Below are 19,629 nucleotides of genomic sequence, written 5' to 3' on the forward strand. Positions count from 1 at the left end.
ATAGGCATGATCGCCAGTGAGGTCCGCCGCCGCGCCGGCCGGCTCTCTGGTTTTAATCCGCAGGACATGGGGAACTTGGTGAACGGCTTCAGCAAGTGGCCGGAAGCGGCGGCTTGTCGCGAAGCTACAGCCACGATCGCCGGTGAGGTCTTTCGCCGTTCCGACCAACTCTCTGAATTTACTCCGCAGAACCTGGCTAACCTGGCAAACGGCTTCAGCAAGTGGCCGGAAGCGGCGGCTTGTCGCGAGGCCACAGCCACGATCGCCGGTGAGGTGCTTCGCCGTGCCGACCAACTCTCTGAATTTACTCCGCAGAACCTGGCTAACCTGGCAAACGGCTTCAGCAAGTGGCCGGAACAGGCGGGTTGTCGCGAGGCCACAGCCACCATCGCCGGTGAGGTTCTCCGCCGCGTTGACGAGCTCTCTGGTTTTAATCCTCAGGACATGGCGAACCTGGTGAACGGCTTCAGCAAGTGGCCGGAACAGGCGCAGTGTCGCAAAGCAGCGGCCGCGATCGGCATTGCGGTTCTTGGCCGCCGTGGGGACCGCACCCCCCGACCCTCAGACTTTACCCCGCAGGAACTTGCAAACCTTGTGAACGGTTTCAGCAAATGGCCGGAACAGGCAGAGTGTCAGGAGGTTATAGCCACGGTCGCCGGTGAGGTTCTGCGCCGTGCCGACAAGCTCCCTGGCTTTAATCTGCAGGAGATGTCGAACCTGGTGAACGGCTTTAGCAAGTGGCCGGAAGCGGAGGCTTGTCGCGAGGCTACAGCCACGATCGCTGGTGAGATGCTTCGCCGCGCCGACGGGCTATCTAATAATCTTATTCCTCAGGACTTAGGCAACTTGATGAATGGGTTCAGCAAGTGGCCGGAAGAAGGGGCGTGTCATCAGGCGACCATAGACCTCGCGCACCGACTCGGCTCGGCAAACCTCCGCTTCGGGGCCTTCACCACACCTACGCTCAGCATGATCGCCAATGGTCTGGCGCGGGAATGCCAGAGGGGAGAGGACGCCGGAGAGATCAACGAGACCGCTCTGCTGAAGGACCGGCTGCACAAGCTCGCCCACCACCTTCACTATGCCACTGATCGCCTGGAGCAGGCCAACGCTCTGACGATCGCCAACATTTTCAAGGCGCTGGCCAAGGCCCGGCTGTTTGACGATCTCGGATTGCTCGCACGAACGGGGTTGGATCGCCTTCAGGAACTGCATCGTGCGCCTGGATTTGCCGCCGAGAATAACCTGGAAACCGCGGGCAATCTGTGCGCCGCTCTGCTGCCGCTGGCGCGCAGCACGCACAAGCAGCTGCGCTGGCATCGCAGGCAGGCGCTCAACCTGCTCAACGATATCCAACCCGTCGTGGAACAAAAGATCCAGGCGCACCTCAACGCAAGCGATGCCGAGCGGCGCCGTGGACCGTGCTCGACCCGTTGTCCCGCCCTGTCGATCTATCAAGTGTTGAAGACCCGTGCGGTCCTCAAGAGGCTCTACAGACGCCCCTATGTCGAGGGCGACAGGTTCAGTTTGCGGAACAGGCAGCAGGAGTTGCAGCGGGAGACCAGAGGCATCCTGGAACGCACCCGCGATCTTATCGAGCGCGATCTTTCCAATATGAGCTGGAACGTGATCGCGGATATCGAGGCCGATAACCCGCTGGATGCGATAGATTCATTCCTGGAGCAGAATGCGGCAACCGTCCAAGCCCAACATCCTGCATCGGTCTTCGACGTGCATCAGGTGTTGCGAACCATGGATCACGAGCCCAGACCGCCGCAGGGCGATGCCGGACTGATGCGGTTGCCGGTCGTCGATATGCGGGGGCAGCGCCTCGCCACGGAGGCCGAGACACGATATTCGGTTTTTCATCGCCTGACCTCGGGGGCGGTGAAGGTGGTGGCGGTGCAACTGCCGGGAAAGCCCAGCACCTTCATGCTGACGCGCACGCTCACCGTCGAGGGTGTGCCGTACCGCATGGACCTGTTCGGCGGCAGCAAGTTGAAGCCGCCGAGATTGACACTGGCGCAGATCGCGTCACGTCCGCCAGGTGGGCGGCTCGAGCCGTCCGGAGGGAAGCTGCTGGCCATTCCCTATAGTGACACGGCAGCGGGCACCGACTTCGAGAGGCTGTCGCGCGCCTGGGCTCCGTTCAAAGAGGCCTATTATTACACGCAGCGCCGGGGGTTCGCCGCGCCACCGGCCATTCAGGGTCTGGGGCCGCACGACTACGCCCTGGAAGGCGCCTTCAAACTGTTGCTGCTGCCGGACCGCCCTGTGGGCGAGGCGCATCCTTTCCAGCTGACTGGGCCGAAGGGACCGATCGCCCTGCAGCCGCATGACGGCTGCGGCTTCATCAAGGCCTCGCTGGCCGCGCTGATGCCAGCTGTTCGCCGGGCCGTTTCGCAAGACGGCCCCGATCGGATGACCGCCTTTGGCGAGGGAAGGAGGTCGTCCGTTCCGGCCTCGGCACTGCAACATTATCCGCGCAGCGAACTGGTGGCGGAGGAGACGTGCGAGAAGGCCAGGACCTGGCTTGAGAGCCAGCAAGGGCGCGCGTTGACGTCCGAAGAGCTGTTTCGAACCGTGACGACCGGACATATCGACGGTCCCGGCGCGGTTGCCGTACCGTCCAGTGATGGCCGCGTCCATGTGCCGAAGCTCAAGAGCGAGACGTTGACGGGCAGGGATGGCGTGCTGATCGGCCGCTCGCCCTATGACAAGCCCAACCTGCGCCCGTTTGCCGCCGGGCAAGTCAGGTCGGCGGCGGACGCGGACCCGACCGCGGCGTTCCTCGATCAGTGCGTGGCCATCCAATACAGTTTGAATGTCGCCGAGAAGCCCGGCAAGGACCTGGCGGCTGGCGCTCCGACCTTCTTTGCCAAGGGCATTCTGATCGTGGTGCCGGACGCGATGTGGCCGGCCGACTACGCCGACCGTGGGCTGGTGATGTCTGCCGAGGACGTCAAGTGCCATTCGAACTGGACCACGGGCAAGGACCGCGCCAAGGCGGACACGCCGCTCGACTGCGTCGGCGTCCTGCAGGCGACGGAGGTGTTCGCTCCCGGCTCGCTGGTTGCCGTGCCGACCGGTGAACAGAAGAAGCTCGATGGCGATTTCGACGGCGACACGGTCGTTATCGTCGGCGACCGGCCGCAGCTTTATGAGCATGTGCGTCAGTTCGATCAAAAGGAGCAAGCGCGCGGCGTGCGCTCACTCAAGCCGCCCAAGTCGCACACTCCTGCCTTCGACGGCGAGCGTTACCAGTTCAGCCGCGCCAGCCAGATCCTCGCCGCCACGCAGAACGTCCTGGAAACCTATACCGGCCTGCAGCGAAGCTTTCTGGCGCAGTCACATGAGGCGCGCCACTGGTTTGCCGAGCGGGCCATCTTTGGCACCTACGAGGGCGTCAACCATGGGCTCAGGCTCGGCCTTCGTGAGCTGTTGGACCAGGACCAGGCGAGCCGGCAGGATATCCAGGACAAGCTCGACAGTGCCAGGCAGGAGATCGAGGTCGCCAGGCATCCGGTCGCCCGCGAAATTGCCGCTCTGCTCATTTCCGCCCTGGAGGCGTGGGCGGTCGAGCCGGATGCGCAACGCCGGCCCGAACCAGTCGAAAGCGTCAACGACGCTAACCCGGGGCTCAGCGCGGCACTGTGCGCGCTGTTCCCGGATCTGGCCGAGGCCTATGCGGCAACTGCCCAGCCACGCGAGCGCGTCCAGCTCTTGCTCAACCACTATCCCGCGCGCATCGATCCGCGCCCGGATGGTTACAATCCCGACGACCTCGTCGAAAGCGCAAACAATCTCCTGAGCCTCGGCGTCAAGGTCGGCACCGACGCCTATAAATCCGATACTGGCGCCCGCCTCTTCCTGAAGAAGAGCGCAGAGCTGCAGCGGCTGCTGCATCAGACGCCGGGCTTGAGGGCCGTGCCCTACGTCAAGGCTCTGGCGGCAACCCTCAACCAGGGCTGGTTCGATGTCGATGCCACTTTGGGGGACCTGAAGGGCAATCCCACCCTGGCGGCTTCAATCATGGAAGCCTCCATCAAACTCGTTGCGCAGCAGGGCATCTTGCCCAAACCGTCTGCGCCGCACCTTGGCAGCGCGGACGGCGCGACGATGACGCTGAGCCGCGAGCAGGCATCGCAGCGCGCCACCATCGAGGCTGCCCGCGCCAGGGAGGAAGAAGAGGAAATCACCGCGGCAGCGCTCGCCGTGGCCGCCAGCCTGGCGACAGCCGGCATCCAGGTGAACATGCCTCATATGAAGCGCCGCTTGAAATCGGAAGCCTCCATGACAGATCATCTGACCGGCATGAGCGCCCCGAGCGGCAGCGATGTGCAGCTGCTCAGCAGCGCCGTGCGCCATGTTTTCGAAATCCCCGACAAGGATTTTACGCGCGCCTTCAAGACCGCCATGCTGGCCTTCGAGGAGCGCGGCTACACCGAGCTCCAGACAACCAACTGGTTCAGATTGCGCGATCCGAGCTTCGTCGGCATCCAGAGCGTGCTCAGCACGCCGGATGGGTACCGCTTCCAGCTGGAGTTCCACACGCCAGGCAGCTACAAGGCCAAGATCTACAATCACGACACCTACAAGGAGCTTTTCGAGCTGCAGCAGCAAGCCGGCGTCGATGGGCTGGAGAAGGCCAAGGAACTGGTCGAGCGCGTGCGGGGAACCTGCAAGCAAGTTGCTATCCCCGATGCTGTCATGGACATCCCCCACTGGGGAGGCGAAGAGGGGACAACGGGCAGAACCAGTCTCGCCAGCTTTGGGGTGCGCAGCGTCGAACAGCGAAATCCCCAGACCGCCAGGTCACCGGTCGCAAAAGAGATCTTTGCCGCCCTCAATGGACGGCCGGTCGTGCTGGTTGGCATGCCGGGCGCCGGCAAATCCAGCATCGGTCCCATTTTCGCCAGGCGCCTGGGGCTGCCCTTCGTCGATACCGACAAAATAATCCAGACCCAGGCTGGCAAATCGATCACTGAGATTTTCAAGACCGACGGCGAGGCGCATTTCAGGGAGCTGGAGGCAAGTGTGATCGCGCGTCTGCTCGAGGCCGGCCCCGCCGTGATCGCCACCGGGGGCGGCTCGTTCAACGATGCGCAGAGCCGCAGCCTCATCAAGGAGAAAGCGGTCTCGATCTGGCTCAATACCAAACTCGAAGTGATCGAGAAACGCACCAGGAAAGATACCAGCCGCCCGCTGCTGCAAGGCCCCAACCCGCAGGACAAGATCGCCAGACTGTTGAGCGAGCGCCAGCAATTCTACAAAGAAGCCGATATCGAATTCATTCCATCCGAGAAACAGGATAGAAAGAACGCCAAGCCATGCGTGGAGAGTCTGCACGCCCACCTGTGCTCACAGGCGGGCGCCGCCCCTGGCCCTGGCGTAGAGTACGCCGATCGGCTGCCTGGGCCCGCAGCGCAACCCACCGCCCCGGAAAGGGAGCCGGACGGGCGCTTTCTTCCCCCCCATCACGCCCAGGTTGCGCAGACGAATGAACCCGCCTCTGGCTCGGGCAGCGCACTGCAGGGTCGGCTGGCGCTTGGCCCCACAGATTGGCTTACCGACGACCATATCAACGCGGATTACAGGCTCCTGGACCAGGAGTTGCAGGCACGCTCTCCCGATCTGGCCGCGCGGACGCGTCTTTGACCGGCAGCAGATGCTGGAGCAACGTTATCACCAGATCGACCAGGTCAGCGAACTGATGAGAACCCGGTCCTGCATAATGATAACCGCGCAAGGACCTGCTACGGCTGATGGGAGGGGAGGGCCCTTGGACGAGAGTGATCCGAAGGAAGAGCTGATCGAGACGATTATCCGAACATCGTCGTGGAGATCTTGCTTGCCTTTTCGCTCGGCTTCGTCACGCATTGGGCTGCCAAACCCATGCCATGGGGATTTTATGACCTGGTTGCCGTTGTGCCAATCCTGTTCGGCGTCGCGTTGCAGATGCGGGCGCTGTCCATGCTGCTCGACATCAGTTCGCTGTGCCGGCCCATCTGCACGGTTAACTCGTCGCCGCGCGTCCGAAGCACATAGTGTGGGGCGTCGATGGTTGGCTCTTACCGGCGCCTGAAGCGGATACCGGCACAGCAGACGGCCGCCAAAGGCCTTCCTATTCTCTGGAGCAGCAGCAAGGACGCCTTGGTGGCCGGTTCGAACGTATTCGCACGATTCTGAGCGGCGTCGCCGAGCAGGGCGGCTTTACATCGGACGCCTCCGCTATTGCGATGAATGCATGAGGCTGCTGTGTAGAAATCTCTTCTCATTCGCAGATAGGTGGTCAGCCCTTGAATTCGGCCCTTGGAAAGAACATATATTTTCATATACAGCCGTTTATGAGAAACTTTACGTTTATGTCAAAGAGTTCCACATCGCTTGAAATCCTCACTGATGCAACGGTAGTCGCGCTGGAAACGCTTGGCTCTCATCTGCGCATCGCCCGCGAGCGTAGGGGGGACAGCCTGAAGACCATGGCCGCGAGGATGGGGACTTCGATCCCTACGCTGCGCAGGATGGAGATGGGCGACGCAAAGGTGTCGATAGGGGTTTATGCCGCGGCGCTCTGGATATTTGGTAAGTCCGAAAATCTCGCTGAAATCCTCAAACCGGGAGAGGACGAGTACGCGACAATGCTCGATGTGAACCGAGCAAGCCGAAAGAGAGGGTAACATGGGCGACTTCCGGGGAAATTCGCTTGCGGTCTGGTATCTTGAAAACCCGCTCGAGCCGCGCTTGGTTGGGCGGGTGAAGCTCGAGACTAGCAATCGGAGATGCCTTCTTGAACTGGATGACGAGTGGAGGCGTTCGGGATTCCCTCTCTCTCCGGATCTCGCCCATGACAAGAAGGTGCATGCTCCCTTGAAGGACATGGTGGCTCCTGGCGCAATCGAAGACGCTATGCCGGATCGCTGGGGGGAACGTATGATCAGGGTCGTCTCTCGCCCCCCGCGCATGAGCCCACTCGACAAGCTCTGGTATGCGGGCGACCGCCGTTTCGGTGCGCTTGGGATGTCTTCCAGCTTCGATGAATATCGTCCCGTCGACGAACAGCCACTCATGAGTGTGGATTCTCTTCAGGAAGCGGAGGCGCTGATTGCACGCGTCCTCGAGCGTGAACCTCTCAGCGAGCGAGAAAGACAGCTCATCGCCAGCGCCGGCAGCATGGGCGGCGCCCACCCCAAGATGCTGATCGAAGCTGACGGAGAAGAGTGGATCGCCAAGTTTCCGCGCGGCAGCAACGTGGATCAACTCCTTGTCGAGCATGCCTGCATGGAACTGGGGCGCCGAGCCGGATTATACGTCGCATCGTCACGGGTCATGCCCGGCGGTATCGATCATATTCTGACGGTCCGTCGTTTTGACCGTGTTGGGGGTCTGCGCGTCCACGCTGTTTCAGCACGCACGATGCTGGCCTCGGAGGCCGACGACAGCTATGCCACCATCGCGGCGATTATCCGACGCCATGGAGTCGCCGACTGCATCCAGTCGATGCAACGAGAACTTTTCCGCAGAATGGCGTTCAACATCATGATAGACAACACTGACGATCACACGAAGAACCACGCCTTTCTCCATACCGAGGACGGATGGCTGCTTTCGCCGGCTTTCGACATTTCCACTCAAATGAACGGTCTCGGACAACAGGCGATCCAAATCTCTCCGAGCCCCAGGTTTCTGAACGATTTCAGCATCACACACGCCATGGCGGCGGCGGCTCACTTCGGCATGTCAAAAGAGGATGCTCAGCACGAATGGAACCAGGTGGCCGGATGGATCGGAAGATGGCGGGACATCTTTTCAGAATGCGGTGTCGCCGGAGTCGACATCGACTACCTCGGCGACATCTTGGATTCGCCGGCGATGCTCGAGCATCGCCGAGAGGCTATAGGACCGTCTGATATCGGTTCACCTGACGCGCTGAACGGCAGATGTAGCTCCTAAGCTGGTACGTTCGCGGGGGCTGAACTTGGTGTCAGTTGCAAACCTAACAATAATGCCGATGCGGAGCACGCCCTGGAGGCGGGCCTGCGCCTTCGCACGAAGACGGCCAGGCATCTCCAGTCGCTAAGCCAGAACCGGGAATATCTCGTCACCCGTTACGGCCCGGAACTGGCGGCGACTAAAGGCAAACTGCACCGGTTTCAATGATATCCGGTCCAACAACTTCTAGCGTCAATTTGGGTACAGGCCAAAGAGCCCAGGACGATGGGCTTCTTGTGCATTTTCATGGAATAGAGGTATGGTCTTCCTCTTCTCCGAGCCGCAGGCGCTGTTGCGCTAGGGCGAAAGACCATTGCCTGCCAGCAGGTTTCGTGAAAGCTTTGTATCCACACGCTGGCGTAATCACCATCGTCCCACTTGTCTGGCGTTTGCCACAGGAAAAGATGAGATTTTGGATGCGGTGGAAATTGCCGATCGGTAGCCTGCTCGAAAGGCTTTCGGTGGCGGAAACTTAAAAAGTCTAGACATCTGGCGCGGGGATGGCATCTGTAGCAACCCGCAGGACCTCGCTCTCCACAATGCCGTCGCATATGGATGGAGACGCTTCGCCATTGATGGCTGCGCTGCCCTGTTGAGCGCGGTTCCCCGTGGATCAGTTGGAAGATTGGCGGTCGGTTACAGGGAATGACCTGAAAGTTTTAGCCTCCGTGAACCCTGGCTTGCAGGGAGCGCCTCGGCGGCGGAGGGGCATCCGCGGTCTGCACGGACGAAGAGCAGGAAGGGAGATGCCGCCGGCGAGACTTGCGGTAGTAGAGGGCCGCCCCCGCCTCACTCCCGACCAAAGCAAACATAGTGTACAAAGGCGGAAGCACCGAAATAGAGCCGATCCTCGGCCGTTGAGCATTCGTTTAACGAACCAACCCGTCAATGTAAGGCCCGCTCGGCCCACTGCGCAGATGCCCCAGCATCTTCGCTGCCGAGAAGTACGTCTCCAACATGTCCGTCTCCGTATGTGACCGGCCATCAGTGGCCGACCCAACGGGGCCGCACGGGCGACTTCTAATGGAGAGCTCGAGAGCGGCAATACACAGGAAAATACGGTGATCGCGATTGCCAGCTCCCCATTACCGGCTTTGCCCATAAGGCAGGAGTTGTAGGCGATGCGTGTGGCTCCGCAGTCATCGCACTGCTCGACGTGGCCGCCGAGCACAGCCGTCCGGCATGCCGTGATCGCGCCCATGACGCGCCGCTCGACGCGGTCCAGATGCTCGGCACGGGCTTGCCGAAACGCTTCGCCGTGGCGGCGGAAGATATCCGCCACTTCCAGAACCGGAGCCATCAGGTCCGCTCAGCCGGGCGGCACGACCTCCAGGCGGAGCCGGTCCAGCGGACTTGGCGTATTGCTGATGGTCTTTGTGGCGACTTGGGCATAGCGCGCCGTGCTGGCCAGACTGGCATGGCGGAGCAGCACCTGGATGATGCGCACGTCGGCCCCGTTCTCCAGGAGATGGGTCGCGAATGTGTGCCGCAACGTGTGCACTGTCACCGACTTGCTCAAGCTGGCCGCCACACAAGCTGAACAGCAGGCGGCGTGCGGCACGTTGGGGACGAGCGGACGCTCGTCGTCGCGGCCGGGAAACAACCATCGCTTTGGCCGAGCGAGCCGGTAAGCGCAAGCTAGGCCGTCAGCCAGCGTGGCTCATTGGCATAAGCGCAGCTCACCTTGCCGCCCGCACGCGGATCTTCACTTCGAGGTCACAGACCAGTTGTTGAAATTGAAGTTCTTTCCCCCCGGGGACGAGGTAATCTCGACGCCGTATTGGACGCTACCGACGGTTATGTCGCCAAAGTACCCCTTCGACTTGATCCACTGCAGGATACTCTTGATGTCCACTGTCCCGCTGTTGGTCTTCGAAGTGCGCAGCAATGAGATGACCTTGTGACCATCGGGGCCTTCACCTTCAAACACGTTCCAAGTCGCTCCGCCTACATTGACATTGCTGTAGACCGGAATCGCCGCACCGGAAGGGGCATAATGATATGAAATGGGCTTAACGTTGCCGCTCCCGTCCGAGTTTCCGGTGTAGTTTGTCCAGAGCATTATCTCATGCTGGTTTGACCTGTCCCAGATATCGTAGGCGACATCCCAGGCGCCGCCAGTAGGAACCTCCTGATTGAAGCTCGAGCTCAGAGTGTTGATTGAACTGAGCGGTTTCCCGATACTAAAAGCCTCGTGCGGATAGCTTTTGATTCCCGGCGTATTAGGCTGGTTCGACCATACGCTCCACCGGTTGACGCCACTTACCGAAATCGTCTGAGGCCCAGGGCGCGGACCCCATACGTCGTTGTTCCAAGAGTAGCCATCGCGTGAAAAACTTCCGTATGGAGCGCTCGAACTCCAAATCGGAGCCTGCGCCGATACAAGCGCGGCAGATGATAATGACCCGGCTTCATTCGCGGCCTGCCTAAATAGATCATGATCCTCCTGTTTCCGGACGTACGCCGGTGGGAACCCTTGCGCGCCGCCACCGTTTATTCGATTGGAATCCATAAAGCTCTCCTTTCGATTATGATAACAAAGTCTCGTGCAGATCCGCCCAGCGGGTACCCTAGTTCAGCATAGGCGGCATTGGCATCTAGAGACCGGGTGCGAATGCTAGGAAGGTTGGCTTTCGAGAAGCTGACGAGCTCAAGGAGAAAGGCGGAGCGGCGCCCGGGTTTGCCGTCTTTCGGATGACAACAGCCTGTTGAGACAGTGGCAACGATCCACTGGAGACGAGCCTAGCAGTTTACTGAAAAATCCAAAGAATTGGGCGTTTGTTCTGTCGCGGGTGCCATCGTTGGGATGATTTGTTTGAGAGTTTGAAGCGCTTTGGCGGTCTGGACGCCAAGTTGGCTACGCTGCAACCAGTTTGGGGATGCGGATCAGGTTGTAGGCGATCAGATTGAGCATGAAGTCGGAAGCGCCCCAGCCGAAGATGCACTCGATCATCGCCCGGCGCGATTGCGACATGCCATAGCCCGGAAGCCGCGTGGTTCGTTGGTCGATGGCGCTGTTGCGGGTCTTGCCGGTTTTGGTGACGGCCTGGTTCTGCGTCACATGCGGTGTCACGTTGATGGCGCGAAGATTGGCCACATGATCGACCGTATCGTACGCTTTGTCCTCACCGGCCGTGATGCGGCAGCCGCCAGCTTTGCCTCTCGCCTTCCGCATGATCTCCGAGGCTCGGCGTTCGGCGGTGCCATTGGCGTGCATGACCATGCCGGCTACCGCCAGCCCATGCCGGTTCTCCATGGTGGCGTGGCCCATATAGCAGAGCTTCGCCTCCCGCCCGGCAGCCTTGCGATAGAGCCGGCTGTCGGGGTCGCTGGTACTCGCATGGGTGTCGTCTTGCGCTTCTGGCCCTGGAAGTTAGCGCCGTCGTCGTCATCACCGCTGCCGTCTTTGGGGCGAAAGCTCTTCTGTGATGCCCAGGCTTCGATCAGCGTTCCGTCCACCGAGAAATGCTCGTCCGACAATAGTGGCTTGACTTGCGGATGGTTCAGAAGCCGGTTCATGAACGTCGCAAACACCTAGCCGTTCTGCAGCCGGTCGCGGTTCTTGGTGAAGGTGGTCGGGTCCCAGACGGGGGCGTCCGGCGAAAGTCCTACGAACAAGCGGTACAAAAGATTGTAGTCCAGTTGCTCCATCAACTGGCGTTCCGATCGAATGCCGTAGAACACCTGCAGCAACAATGCGCTCAGCAATTGCTCCGGAGGGATCGAGGGCCGTCCTTCGCTCGCGTAAAGCTTCCCCAAGTTACGGTTCATCTCGCCCAGCACATCGCGGACGAGCCCTCGGATCTCCCTCAGCGGATGGTTCGGAGTACCCGTGCCTCCGGCGAGATGTACGAAAACAACCCGCCCTGATCCGCAAAATCGCCCCGCATGCCAGCCCCCGACGATTCATGATAGGTAATTGAATCATCAACCGCAGCCCTTTGCGAGGGCTTTTTCAGCAGACTGCTAGAGCGCGCTTCCTGGCAGACGACGGGGTAGCGGCCGGCGAAGCGGTGGAGACCTGAGCGCCAATGCGGCCGTCATGCGGGCAGAGGCGCTCTCGCGCAAGCCCGGCTGCGTCGGCGCGATCGCGTTCAGCCGCAGCGGGGATCCGGCGACCGGCGAGTTCGGCGACTCCAAGCTGATCCGGAAATTCGGCGACGTGCCGGACGACCTGAGCGCTTTGTGAAGCCCAACTAACCCGGGAGCAAATGCTCAAGGAAGAAGCGCAGCATCTCCCTCGTCGCGTCCGGCCCGCGGGGATCGGTGTAGGAGCCGGCGGGACTGCCTCCCGACCAGGCGTGGCCGGCGCCGTGAACGTTCCAATGCTCGGAGATGGCCCGCCCTCTCGGATCGGTCAGGTTGGTGCGGGTGTAGGCGTGCCCATGGGGCACTCGTCCGGGTTTTGTTGCAACGGCTGAATAGGGGCACAGAGAGGCCCTGTGCGAGGTCAATCAGGCGGCGAGGATTTCGAACTGCTCGGCCAAGGACGGATTCGGATTGAAGGCGTACCTCGCCTGTCGCTTGCGCATCATGTGAATCATTTCGATGCCGGTCAGGATGGTGGCTGCGGTGGCCGTCGATTTGAAGCCGAGCATCGGCCGGATACGGCGCTTGATGCGCCGACGGTCCTGCTCGATCCGATTGTTCAAATACTGGCTCCGGCGGATCCGGATCGGCTTCAGCCGGCGCCGGGAGCGATCCTGCAATCGATTTGTGGCGTCGCAGGAAACGATCGCCTCCCGATTGGTCTGGCTACCGTCGATGACGACGCGATCCGGTCTGCCAGGCGGCCTTTGAACATCGCAATCCTCCGAAATGGTTGAAGATCCCTTGCCACTCGCGAGTAACAAAAACGTTGCAACACATCCACACAACATTGGCTTTCAGGTACCCAACTTTGGATGTGGCACCACCAAGCCGAACAGTCCCCGTGTCGCGGACGCGACAAAGCTGACCGCACGTGTCGGTTGCCAGACGTTCTCCTGGTAATAATGGACAGGTAGTCATATTGCTTGGTGAGGGCCATCTGGCACCAATCCGGCACGCAACTTGCTCAGATGATGCGAGGCGTGAGCATTGCGTCACGGAGCTCAGCGATGATTGATCAGTCTCTCAGCTTCAATGGGGATCATGCTCTGGGGCGCGTAGCAGGAAAGTGATGCCTTGCTGCTTGAATTGGCGACCGATCTCTTGCGCGCTAATGCGCACGTCGCATCGCACCGTAAGCAACGCGCCTGAGCTGGCACTTACCGGGCGCGGGCATCGACCTTATGGCCGGCGGTGCAATCTCAATCGACGCCTGACGTCAGGAGAACCAATGGGGAAAAATTCCGTTCCAGATCATATCCCACCCGAAATGGTGAGGGATTTCAGCCTGTTTACGTCGCCGGGAATGCCACCGACTCCCAACGGAGATCCGCACGCGGCAGTCGCTTGCGTCCATTCCGGGCCCCCGATCTTTTATTCGCCCCTCAACACGCGCGACGGCCGGGGTACCTGGGTGATCACCCGCGCCAGCGATCAGCGCCGGGTGCTGCAGGACACCGAAGCTTTTTCCAGCCATCGCAGCATCTTTGCCTCCGCGCTGGGCGAAAGCTGGCCGATGATCCCACTTGAACTCGATCCTCCGGCCCATGGCGCCTTTCGCGCATTGCTCAATCCGCTGCTTTCGCCAAAGCGGGTGTCGGCATTGGAGCCAGCTGTCCGCGAAAGGGCAATCAGGCTCATCGAGGGGATCGCATCGGGCACAAGCTGCGACGTTATGAACGATTTCGCATTTCCCTTCACGGTCAACATCTTCCTCCATCTCCTAGGGCTGCCGGATGACCGGATCGACATATTCGTCGGATGGGCGAGAGATCTTCTCCACGGCGACGATGTGAAACGGCCGGCCGCTGCCCGGACGATCGTGGCCTTCATTGACGAACTTGCCGCCGCCCGCCGCCAGGACCTGGTTGACGATTTCATGACCTTTATCGTGCAGGCGCAGGTCGAGGGCCGCCGGCTGACGAAACAGGAAGTGCGCGGCGTAGGCGTGCTCGTTTTCGTTGCCGGGCTCGATACGGTTGCAGCAGCTATAGGCTTTGACCTGGCTCATCTGGCGCGCAACGTCCAGGATCAGGAATCGTTGCGCAGCGAACCGGACCGGATCCCGCTTGCGGCCGAAGAATTGCTGCGCGCCTATTCGACCGTTCAGTTGATCCGTGTGGCAACCAAAGATATCGACTTCGAAGGCGCGCCGATCCGCAAGGGAGACTATGTTTCCTGCGCCACGATGATCGCCAATCGCGACCCGGCGGAATTCGAATGCCCAAACACGGTCGATCTGGCGCGGGAGGACAACCCCCATGCCACCTTTGGCTATGGGCCTCACCGTTGCCTTGGCTCACATCTTGCCCGGCGCGAGATCGTCATTGGCTTGGAGGAGTGGCTGGCGCGCATCCCGACGTTCCGGATCAAGAAGGGTACGGCACCCATCACTTTCGGAGGGCATGTGTTCGGGATCGAAAATCTGATCCTGGACTGGTCCTGACCAGACTCCGCACAAACCGAGGCAAAGACAATGGAGGCAGCGCCATGCGCGTCATCGTCCAAAATGCCAAATGCCAAGGTCACGCGCGATGCGCGGCCCAAGCGCCACACATCTTCAAGCTTGATGACGCTGGTTACATCCTGCCCGGTGACATCGAAGTTGCGGAAGGGGAGGAACTCACTGCGTCGCGAGGCGTGCGATCCTGCCCCGAACGTGCACTCGAACTCGACCGTGCACCATGCAGCACGGGTTGACCCGGACGTCATTTCGGCTGGCAGGAAAGGGACCCTCATGTGGCCTGCATATGGTAACGGACGGCACGCGCCTCCTACCCACTATCGTCCTGGTCCAACTGCGCAGGCGAATCTGCGCGTCGGGACGCTCCCACCATCGCTAGGACGCCGCGGTTCGCAAAACACACTCTTCCAATCACAGAATTTGTGACGAAGCTGATGGACCACCAGCCGAAAATCACCGAGCTACTCGACCGTGAGGCGATCCGCGACTGCCTCTATCGGTACTGCCGCGGGATAGACCGCGCGGATGAGGCGGCGCTCAGCAGCGCATACTGGCCCGATGCGCAAGACAGTCACGGGGCGTATTGCGGCCCGGCAGAGGGCTTCATTCAGTTTGCACTCGGTGTCTTCAAGACCGGACCGCGTAACATCCACCAGATCACCAACATCCTGATCGAATTCATCGGTCCGGCAGAGGCCGCGGTCGAGAGCTATTTCACCGCGTTGCAACGCGGGCCGGACAAAGACGGAGAACCACGCCAGACGCTCCTGTGTGGCCGTTACTGCGACCTGTTTCAGAACAGGGAAGGGGAGTGGCGGATTGCCGAACGAACGGTGGTCTACGATTGGCTCGAGGAGCAGATCCCACCAGCGGTCGTTGAGGCGGAACGGTTCGGCCCGCGACGGCCGATTGGAGCACCGCATCCGCACGATCCGGTTTACGGGCTTGGAAAGCATCGTATTCCTTCTCGCCCTGTCCCCCCTCACAGGTTTCGAACGACAAAGCCGCGCCGGTAATGGAGGCTAAAAGCTATGAACTTTGCAATACCACAGCGATCCCGGCGGAAAACTGTCCGGCGAGGAGGGGCATATAGGATTGGCATTCTGCCCCGCAACGGCGTGAGCGGTCGCTCTGTTCCACCAGCGCGTTGACGACGCTGGTGTGCACCGATTTGCGAACCTAGGGTAAACATGTCCTTGACGGGTCCCCCTGCAGCCTCGGCTACCAAATCGGAAGGGGACCGCAGCCGATCGCTGCATCGTCTGTTCGGGTCTACCGTCGTCATTTTGCCCCGCGAACTGATGGGCTGAGATCGCTGTAGGCAGCGCGGAGAAGTTTTCATGAAGCAGGCAGGACGCATCGTTGTCATTACGGGCGCCGCCGGTGGGATCGGCCGTGCCCTGGTCGATATTCTTGTCGGGGATGGAGACACTGTTGTTGCGGTAGACCTTGCCGGCAGCGGGGTCGTTGAACTGGCCCGTGGGCTCGGCCACCCGCATCTCGGCCTCGAGTGCGACGTCTCGCAAGAGGGGGATGTCCTCGCGCTCTACGGTCGAGTCGAAGCACAGTTCGACCAGATCGGCGTCCTCATCAACAACGCCGCCATGGCACCCAGCATGGCTGCAAGTGTCGATACCAGTGTCGACGCTTTCCGCCGCGCCTTGGAAGTAAACTTGATTGGACCGCTCGTCATGGCCCGCGAAGCGGCCAAGCGCATGGGGCCGGGCGGTGCCATCGTCAACGTCGCTTCGATGGCGGGCGTTGTCGGCAACCCCAAGCGCAACGCCTACGCTGCCTCGAAAGCTGGCCTGATCTCGCTGACGAAGTCGCTTGCATGCGAGTGGGCTTCTCGCGGCATTCGCGTGACGGCGGTAGCGCCGGGTTACGTGCGCACGCCGATCGTGGCAGAACTGGAACGCGCAGGCAAAATGGATCTCGCGGCAGTGCGCCGCCGCGTGCCGCTGGGCCGCTTGGCACGCCCCGACGAGATCGCCCTCGCCGTGCGTTTTCTGACCAGTCCGCAGGCGCGCTACATCACCGGTTCGGTGCTGGCGGTCGACGGAGGCTGGATGTCATTCAACCAGCCGGGAGATGCGCACCCGCCGGTGGATGGGACACCCCAGGCCGAACTCTGCTGTCCGGCCGAAGGCACCCAAGGGCGAGTCGTGCTCGTCACAGGTGGCGCGAACGGCATAGGCGCGGCCGTCGTTCGCCGCTTTGCCGAGAGCGGCGATACCGTTGTGGTCGCTGACAGAGATGGCGCCGCAGCGGCTGAACTCGCGGCCTGGCTCCGCGGCAACCACCCGGCCAAATGCGTGGACGTGGCCGTCGAGAGCGAGGTGGTGGCGCTATTCGAGGACATGCGGGGGCGCTTCGGGCGCGTCGATGTGCTCGTCAACGGTGCTGCTGCCGATACTTCGTTGTTGGGAATCGAAGAAATACCCGAACACGTCGAACACCTCCTGGATGTCAATCTTACCGGCGCCTTCACCTGCGCACGCGAGGCGATCAAGGCGATGTGCCCTGGCGGCGTGATCCTCAACCTCGGATCGATCAATAGCTTTCTGCCGTTCGCGCCGCGCCATGCCTATGGCGCCGCCCAGGCGGGGCTGGACATTCTGACCCGATGCCTGGCGGCCGAACTTGGGCCTGTCGGCATTCGGACAGCCACCGTAGCCCCTGGCTACATCTGCACGCCTGGCGCTGCTCAGTTAGCGAAGATCGGTCGCATCGACTCCCCATCGATCCGACGACGCATACCGATGGGCAGGTTGGGAGAGCCGGAGGAAGTCGCTGAGGCCGCGTTCTTCCTGGCTTCGTCTGCCGCCGCATACGTCAACGGCTCCACACTGTACGTAGACGGCGGCTGGACCGCTTTCGGTGATGCGGGAAACGCAAGTGAACTCGATAGCAAGTATTCTGCTGAGGCAGCGTGTTGACCGTCGACTTTCGCCAGGCGCCTGGGCCAAGGACGTCAAGGCTTCAGGTCCGCTGCGCGCAGCGTTCCGCCCTTCGGCGGCCGGAGATGCGAGCTTCGGCGATGACGAAAACGTGCGTCCTTATCGTGGTCAAAGCAGTCCCAACCTCGCCGTGCGCCCCAGCCACCCAGTAGCGAGCGGTTTGACGCAAAACCAAGCCGCCGCGAAGGCGGGCCGCAGCCAAGGCCCTTGCGCTTATCTCGCGCATCCAGGACCGCCTACCCTCTGTAAACAAGGAAGCATCGTGGAATTCGCAACCTTCATCCTGGCCGCCCAGCGTGGCTATCATCAACCGTGCGACAGCGTCATCCGCAACTCGATCGAACAGGCCGCCGTTTCGGAGCAGGCCGGCTTCTCCACCGCCTGGTTCGCCGAGCACCACTTCAACAATTACAGCCTGATTCCCTCGCCCCTGATGATGGTGGCGCACTGCGCCGGCGTGACGAGCACCATTCGCCTTGGCACTGCTGTGTGCGTGCTGCCGCTTTATCAGCCGCAGCGCTTGCTTTCCGAAATCGGCTTCGCCGACATCGTGGCGAACGGCCGCCTCGAGCTTGGCGTCGGCCTGGGATACCAGAAATTCGAGTTCGAACGCTTCGGCGTCAATATCGATGAGGCGGCGGCCGTGTTTTCGGAATACTTGGACATCCTTCTGAAAGGCCTCAACCAAACCCTCTTCGAGCACAACGGCAAGTATGTGAACATACCTCCGACGGCGATTTCGCTGCGTACCCTCCAGAAGCCGACCCCGCCAATCTGGATCGCTGGGGGGGCCGCGCGCATAAGGCGGGCCTACCGTGAGGGGCACAATTTCTTTGTCACAGCGTTTCACAATGGCTTGGAGGGTTTGACCGCGCTGCGCGAAGCAATCGAGAAGGCGGCGGCTTCGGAAGGTAAGAACGTCACGGACTCCAAGATATGTCTGCTGCGTTGCTGCTATGCCAGCGATGACGAGGCAGAGATCAACAGTTATCTCGACAATGCCCGTTTCCAGCGCCGGCTTTCTGAAGCGCTGCACCAGCGCCGTCAGCAGAGCCCGGACGGCTATCTGCTAAACGAAACGCCAACGCAGCAGGATTTATCATTCGAGAAGATGCGCCAGAACCTGCCGATCGGCAGCGTGAATCGCGTGATTGACCGCCTGCTGGAAGAGATGGACATCTTGAAACCCGACCAGGTCGCAATTCAGACGCAACTGGGCGATTTCGACCACAAAACGATGCTACGCCAGATCGAGCTCTGGGGCGACAAGATCATCCCAGCGGTCAGCAAGTCGCTCGCTCTTCAGGGCGATTGATGGGACGGGGCCAGGAGAATGGCACCCATGCCGCGCAGCACCATGGCTGCCCCGGCACCGGCAAATCGCCGACCGAGTTGCAGTTTGACCGGCATGCGCTTGCCTGCGTGCTTTCGAGCGCGCTTGAGGAACTCGAGGCCGGCAAGGCGACGGCGACACAAGCAACCGGTCTTTCGCGAGCCGAGCTGCGCGATGTCCTGACCGGCAGCTTCCCCGCAGTCGCCGTAGACGCGTTCGCCTTGGAAGAGGCGGGCGAGCCCCAGCTGGACCCGGAGGAAGAACTTCTGCGCGAGTTGCTGTTCGCGCATGCCCGGCCGGGCGACCCGGCCAGCGCCCGGTTCGCCAAGATCATCGCCCGGCGTGCCATGCGCAACGACCATCTCTGGCAGGACCTTGGCCTTTTCAACCGAAACGAGCTCAGCCGCCTGCTTGCCACGCATTTCCCGACGCTTGCGGCCGGCAACACCCAAAACATGAAATGGAAGAAGTACTTTTATCGCAAGCTCTGCGAATCCGAAGGATTTTCACTATGCAGCTCGCCTAGTTGCCGTGAATGCAATGATTTCGAAAGCTGCTTCGGCCCGGAAGACGACGAAAGTCGCCTGGCACGGATCAAGAATGGGATCGCGTTGGACTAGGAGGCGCTCTCGCCGGCGTCCGAGGCGCCAATCTCACGGGCGCCAATCTCACGCCATTGAGCCAGAGCCGCTTCTTCCAGGCTCCCTTGCACGGGAGGAGGGGAATTCAATCGGCCCGATCAGGGTAAGCGGGCCGAGCACGCTTCGGGTAGCGACCTGTGTGCGGACCGG

General features: G+C 61.2%; 11 protein-coding genes and 6 pseudogenes. 11 read left to right on the forward strand and 6 right to left on the reverse strand.

The window, feature by feature from the left end; translation table 11 throughout:
* From AC0YKC_RS31785 to AC0YKC_RS31800, 4 genes are all read left to right on the forward strand, one after another.
* Nucleotides 1-5,658 (forward strand): shikimate kinase (locus tag AC0YKC_RS31785; protein WP_488513914.1); only part of this gene is annotated, 5,658 nt, incomplete at its 5' end.
* Between the two features lie 180 nt (nucleotides 5,659-5,838).
* A complete protein-coding gene (locus AC0YKC_RS31790) occupies nucleotides 5,839-6,048 on the forward strand; it encodes a hypothetical protein (protein WP_488513915.1) in 210 nt (69 codons plus the stop codon).
* 251 nt (nucleotides 6,049-6,299) lie between these two features.
* On the forward strand, nucleotides 6,300-6,680 hold the full coding sequence (locus AC0YKC_RS31795) for a helix-turn-helix domain-containing protein (RefSeq protein WP_488513916.1): 381 nt from the start codon (nucleotides 6,300-6,302) through the stop codon (nucleotides 6,678-6,680).
* Nucleotide 6,681: 1 nt separating this feature from the next.
* Nucleotides 6,682-7,953, forward strand: a complete 1,272-nt coding sequence (locus AC0YKC_RS31800; RefSeq protein ID WP_488513917.1) for a type II toxin-antitoxin system HipA family toxin — start codon at nucleotides 6,682-6,684, stop codon at nucleotides 7,951-7,953.
* A 1,144-nt stretch (nucleotides 7,954-9,097) separates the two neighbouring features.
* On the opposite strand, the pseudogene AC0YKC_RS31805 reads toward AC0YKC_RS31800, so the two are convergent.
* The 4 genes and pseudogenes from AC0YKC_RS31805 to AC0YKC_RS31820 all read right to left on the reverse strand — a co-directional run.
* Nucleotides 9,098-9,292: pseudogene (locus AC0YKC_RS31805) on the reverse strand (transposase zinc-binding domain-containing protein); the annotation flags it as partial.
* Between the two features lie 9 nt (nucleotides 9,293-9,301).
* Nucleotides 9,302-9,622: pseudogene (locus tag AC0YKC_RS31810) on the reverse strand (tyrosine-type recombinase/integrase); the annotation flags it as partial.
* A gap of 75 nt (nucleotides 9,623-9,697) precedes the next feature.
* On the reverse strand, nucleotides 9,698-10,504 hold the full coding sequence (locus AC0YKC_RS31815; protein ID WP_488513918.1) for a glycoside hydrolase family 12 protein: 807 nt from the start codon (nucleotides 10,502-10,504) through the stop codon (nucleotides 9,698-9,700).
* A gap of 345 nt (nucleotides 10,505-10,849) precedes the next feature.
* Nucleotides 10,850-11,882: pseudogene (locus AC0YKC_RS31820) on the reverse strand (IS5 family transposase).
* 90 nt (nucleotides 11,883-11,972) lie between these two features.
* On the opposite strand from AC0YKC_RS31820, the pseudogene AC0YKC_RS31825 reads away from it, so the two are divergent.
* A pseudogene (locus tag AC0YKC_RS31825) lies at nucleotides 11,973-12,181 on the forward strand (hypothetical protein).
* A gap of 7 nt (nucleotides 12,182-12,188) precedes the next feature.
* Here the strand turns inward: AC0YKC_RS31825 and AC0YKC_RS31830 are convergent.
* Nucleotides 12,189-12,413: pseudogene (locus AC0YKC_RS31830) on the reverse strand (extracellular catalytic domain type 1 short-chain-length polyhydroxyalkanoate depolymerase); the annotation flags it as partial.
* 33 nt (nucleotides 12,414-12,446) lie between these two features.
* Nucleotides 12,447-12,779 (reverse strand): annotated as a pseudogene (locus AC0YKC_RS31835) (DDE-type integrase/transposase/recombinase); the annotation flags it as partial.
* Between the two features lie 533 nt (nucleotides 12,780-13,312).
* Here AC0YKC_RS31835 and AC0YKC_RS31840 point away from each other — a divergent pair.
* From AC0YKC_RS31840 to AC0YKC_RS31865, 6 genes are all read left to right on the forward strand, one after another.
* On the forward strand, nucleotides 13,313-14,527 hold the full coding sequence (locus tag AC0YKC_RS31840) for a cytochrome P450 (RefSeq protein WP_488513919.1): 1,215 nt from the start codon (nucleotides 13,313-13,315) through the stop codon (nucleotides 14,525-14,527).
* A gap of 44 nt (nucleotides 14,528-14,571) precedes the next feature.
* The gene (locus AC0YKC_RS31845) at nucleotides 14,572-14,781 is read left to right on the forward strand and encodes a ferredoxin (protein ID WP_488513920.1); all 210 of its coding nucleotides are present in this window, start codon (nucleotides 14,572-14,574) and stop codon (nucleotides 14,779-14,781) included.
* Between the two features lie 198 nt (nucleotides 14,782-14,979).
* Nucleotides 14,980-15,561 (forward strand): nuclear transport factor 2 family protein, encoded by a 582-nt coding sequence (locus tag AC0YKC_RS31850; RefSeq protein ID WP_488513921.1) that lies wholly within the window; start codon nucleotides 14,980-14,982, stop codon nucleotides 15,559-15,561.
* 324 nt (nucleotides 15,562-15,885) lie between these two features.
* Nucleotides 15,886-17,484 (forward strand): SDR family oxidoreductase, encoded by a 1,599-nt coding sequence (locus AC0YKC_RS31855; protein WP_488513922.1) that lies wholly within the window; start codon nucleotides 15,886-15,888, stop codon nucleotides 17,482-17,484.
* Between the two features lie 283 nt (nucleotides 17,485-17,767).
* On the forward strand, nucleotides 17,768-18,820 hold the full coding sequence (locus AC0YKC_RS31860) for an LLM class flavin-dependent oxidoreductase (protein WP_488513936.1): 1,053 nt from the start codon (nucleotides 17,768-17,770) through the stop codon (nucleotides 18,818-18,820).
* Complete coding sequence (locus tag AC0YKC_RS31865) at nucleotides 18,820-19,458, forward strand: nitrogen fixation protein NifQ (protein ID WP_488513923.1); 639 nt, start codon at nucleotides 18,820-18,822, stop codon at nucleotides 19,456-19,458. Before AC0YKC_RS31860 ends, AC0YKC_RS31865 begins: the two co-directional genes overlap by 1 nt.
* Nucleotides 19,459-19,629: the final 171 nt, after the last annotated feature.

It is taken from the genome of Mesorhizobium sp. CNPSo 4661 (genome assembly GCF_057784215.1).

What these genes read in the sequence shown, in the direction of transcription:
- AC0YKC_RS31845 (WP_488513920.1), top strand. Translation starts at nt 14,572, where the DNA reads ATGCGCGTCATCGTCCAAAATGCCAAATGCCAAGGTCACGCGCGATGC.
- AC0YKC_RS31815 (WP_488513918.1), bottom strand. Translation starts at nt 10,504, where the DNA reads ATGGATTCCAATCGAATAAACGGTGGCGGCGCGCAAGGGTTCCCACCG.
- AC0YKC_RS31840 (WP_488513919.1), top strand. Translation starts at nt 13,313, where the DNA reads ATGGGGAAAAATTCCGTTCCAGATCATATCCCACCCGAAATGGTGAGG.
- AC0YKC_RS31850 (WP_488513921.1), top strand. Translation starts at nt 14,980, where the DNA reads ATGGACCACCAGCCGAAAATCACCGAGCTACTCGACCGTGAGGCGATC.
- AC0YKC_RS31865 (WP_488513923.1), top strand. Translation starts at nt 18,820, where the DNA reads ATGGGACGGGGCCAGGAGAATGGCACCCATGCCGCGCAGCACCATGGC.
- AC0YKC_RS31800 (WP_488513917.1), top strand. Translation starts at nt 6,682, where the DNA reads ATGGGCGACTTCCGGGGAAATTCGCTTGCGGTCTGGTATCTTGAAAAC.
- AC0YKC_RS31855 (WP_488513922.1), top strand. Translation starts at nt 15,886, where the DNA reads ATGAAGCAGGCAGGACGCATCGTTGTCATTACGGGCGCCGCCGGTGGG.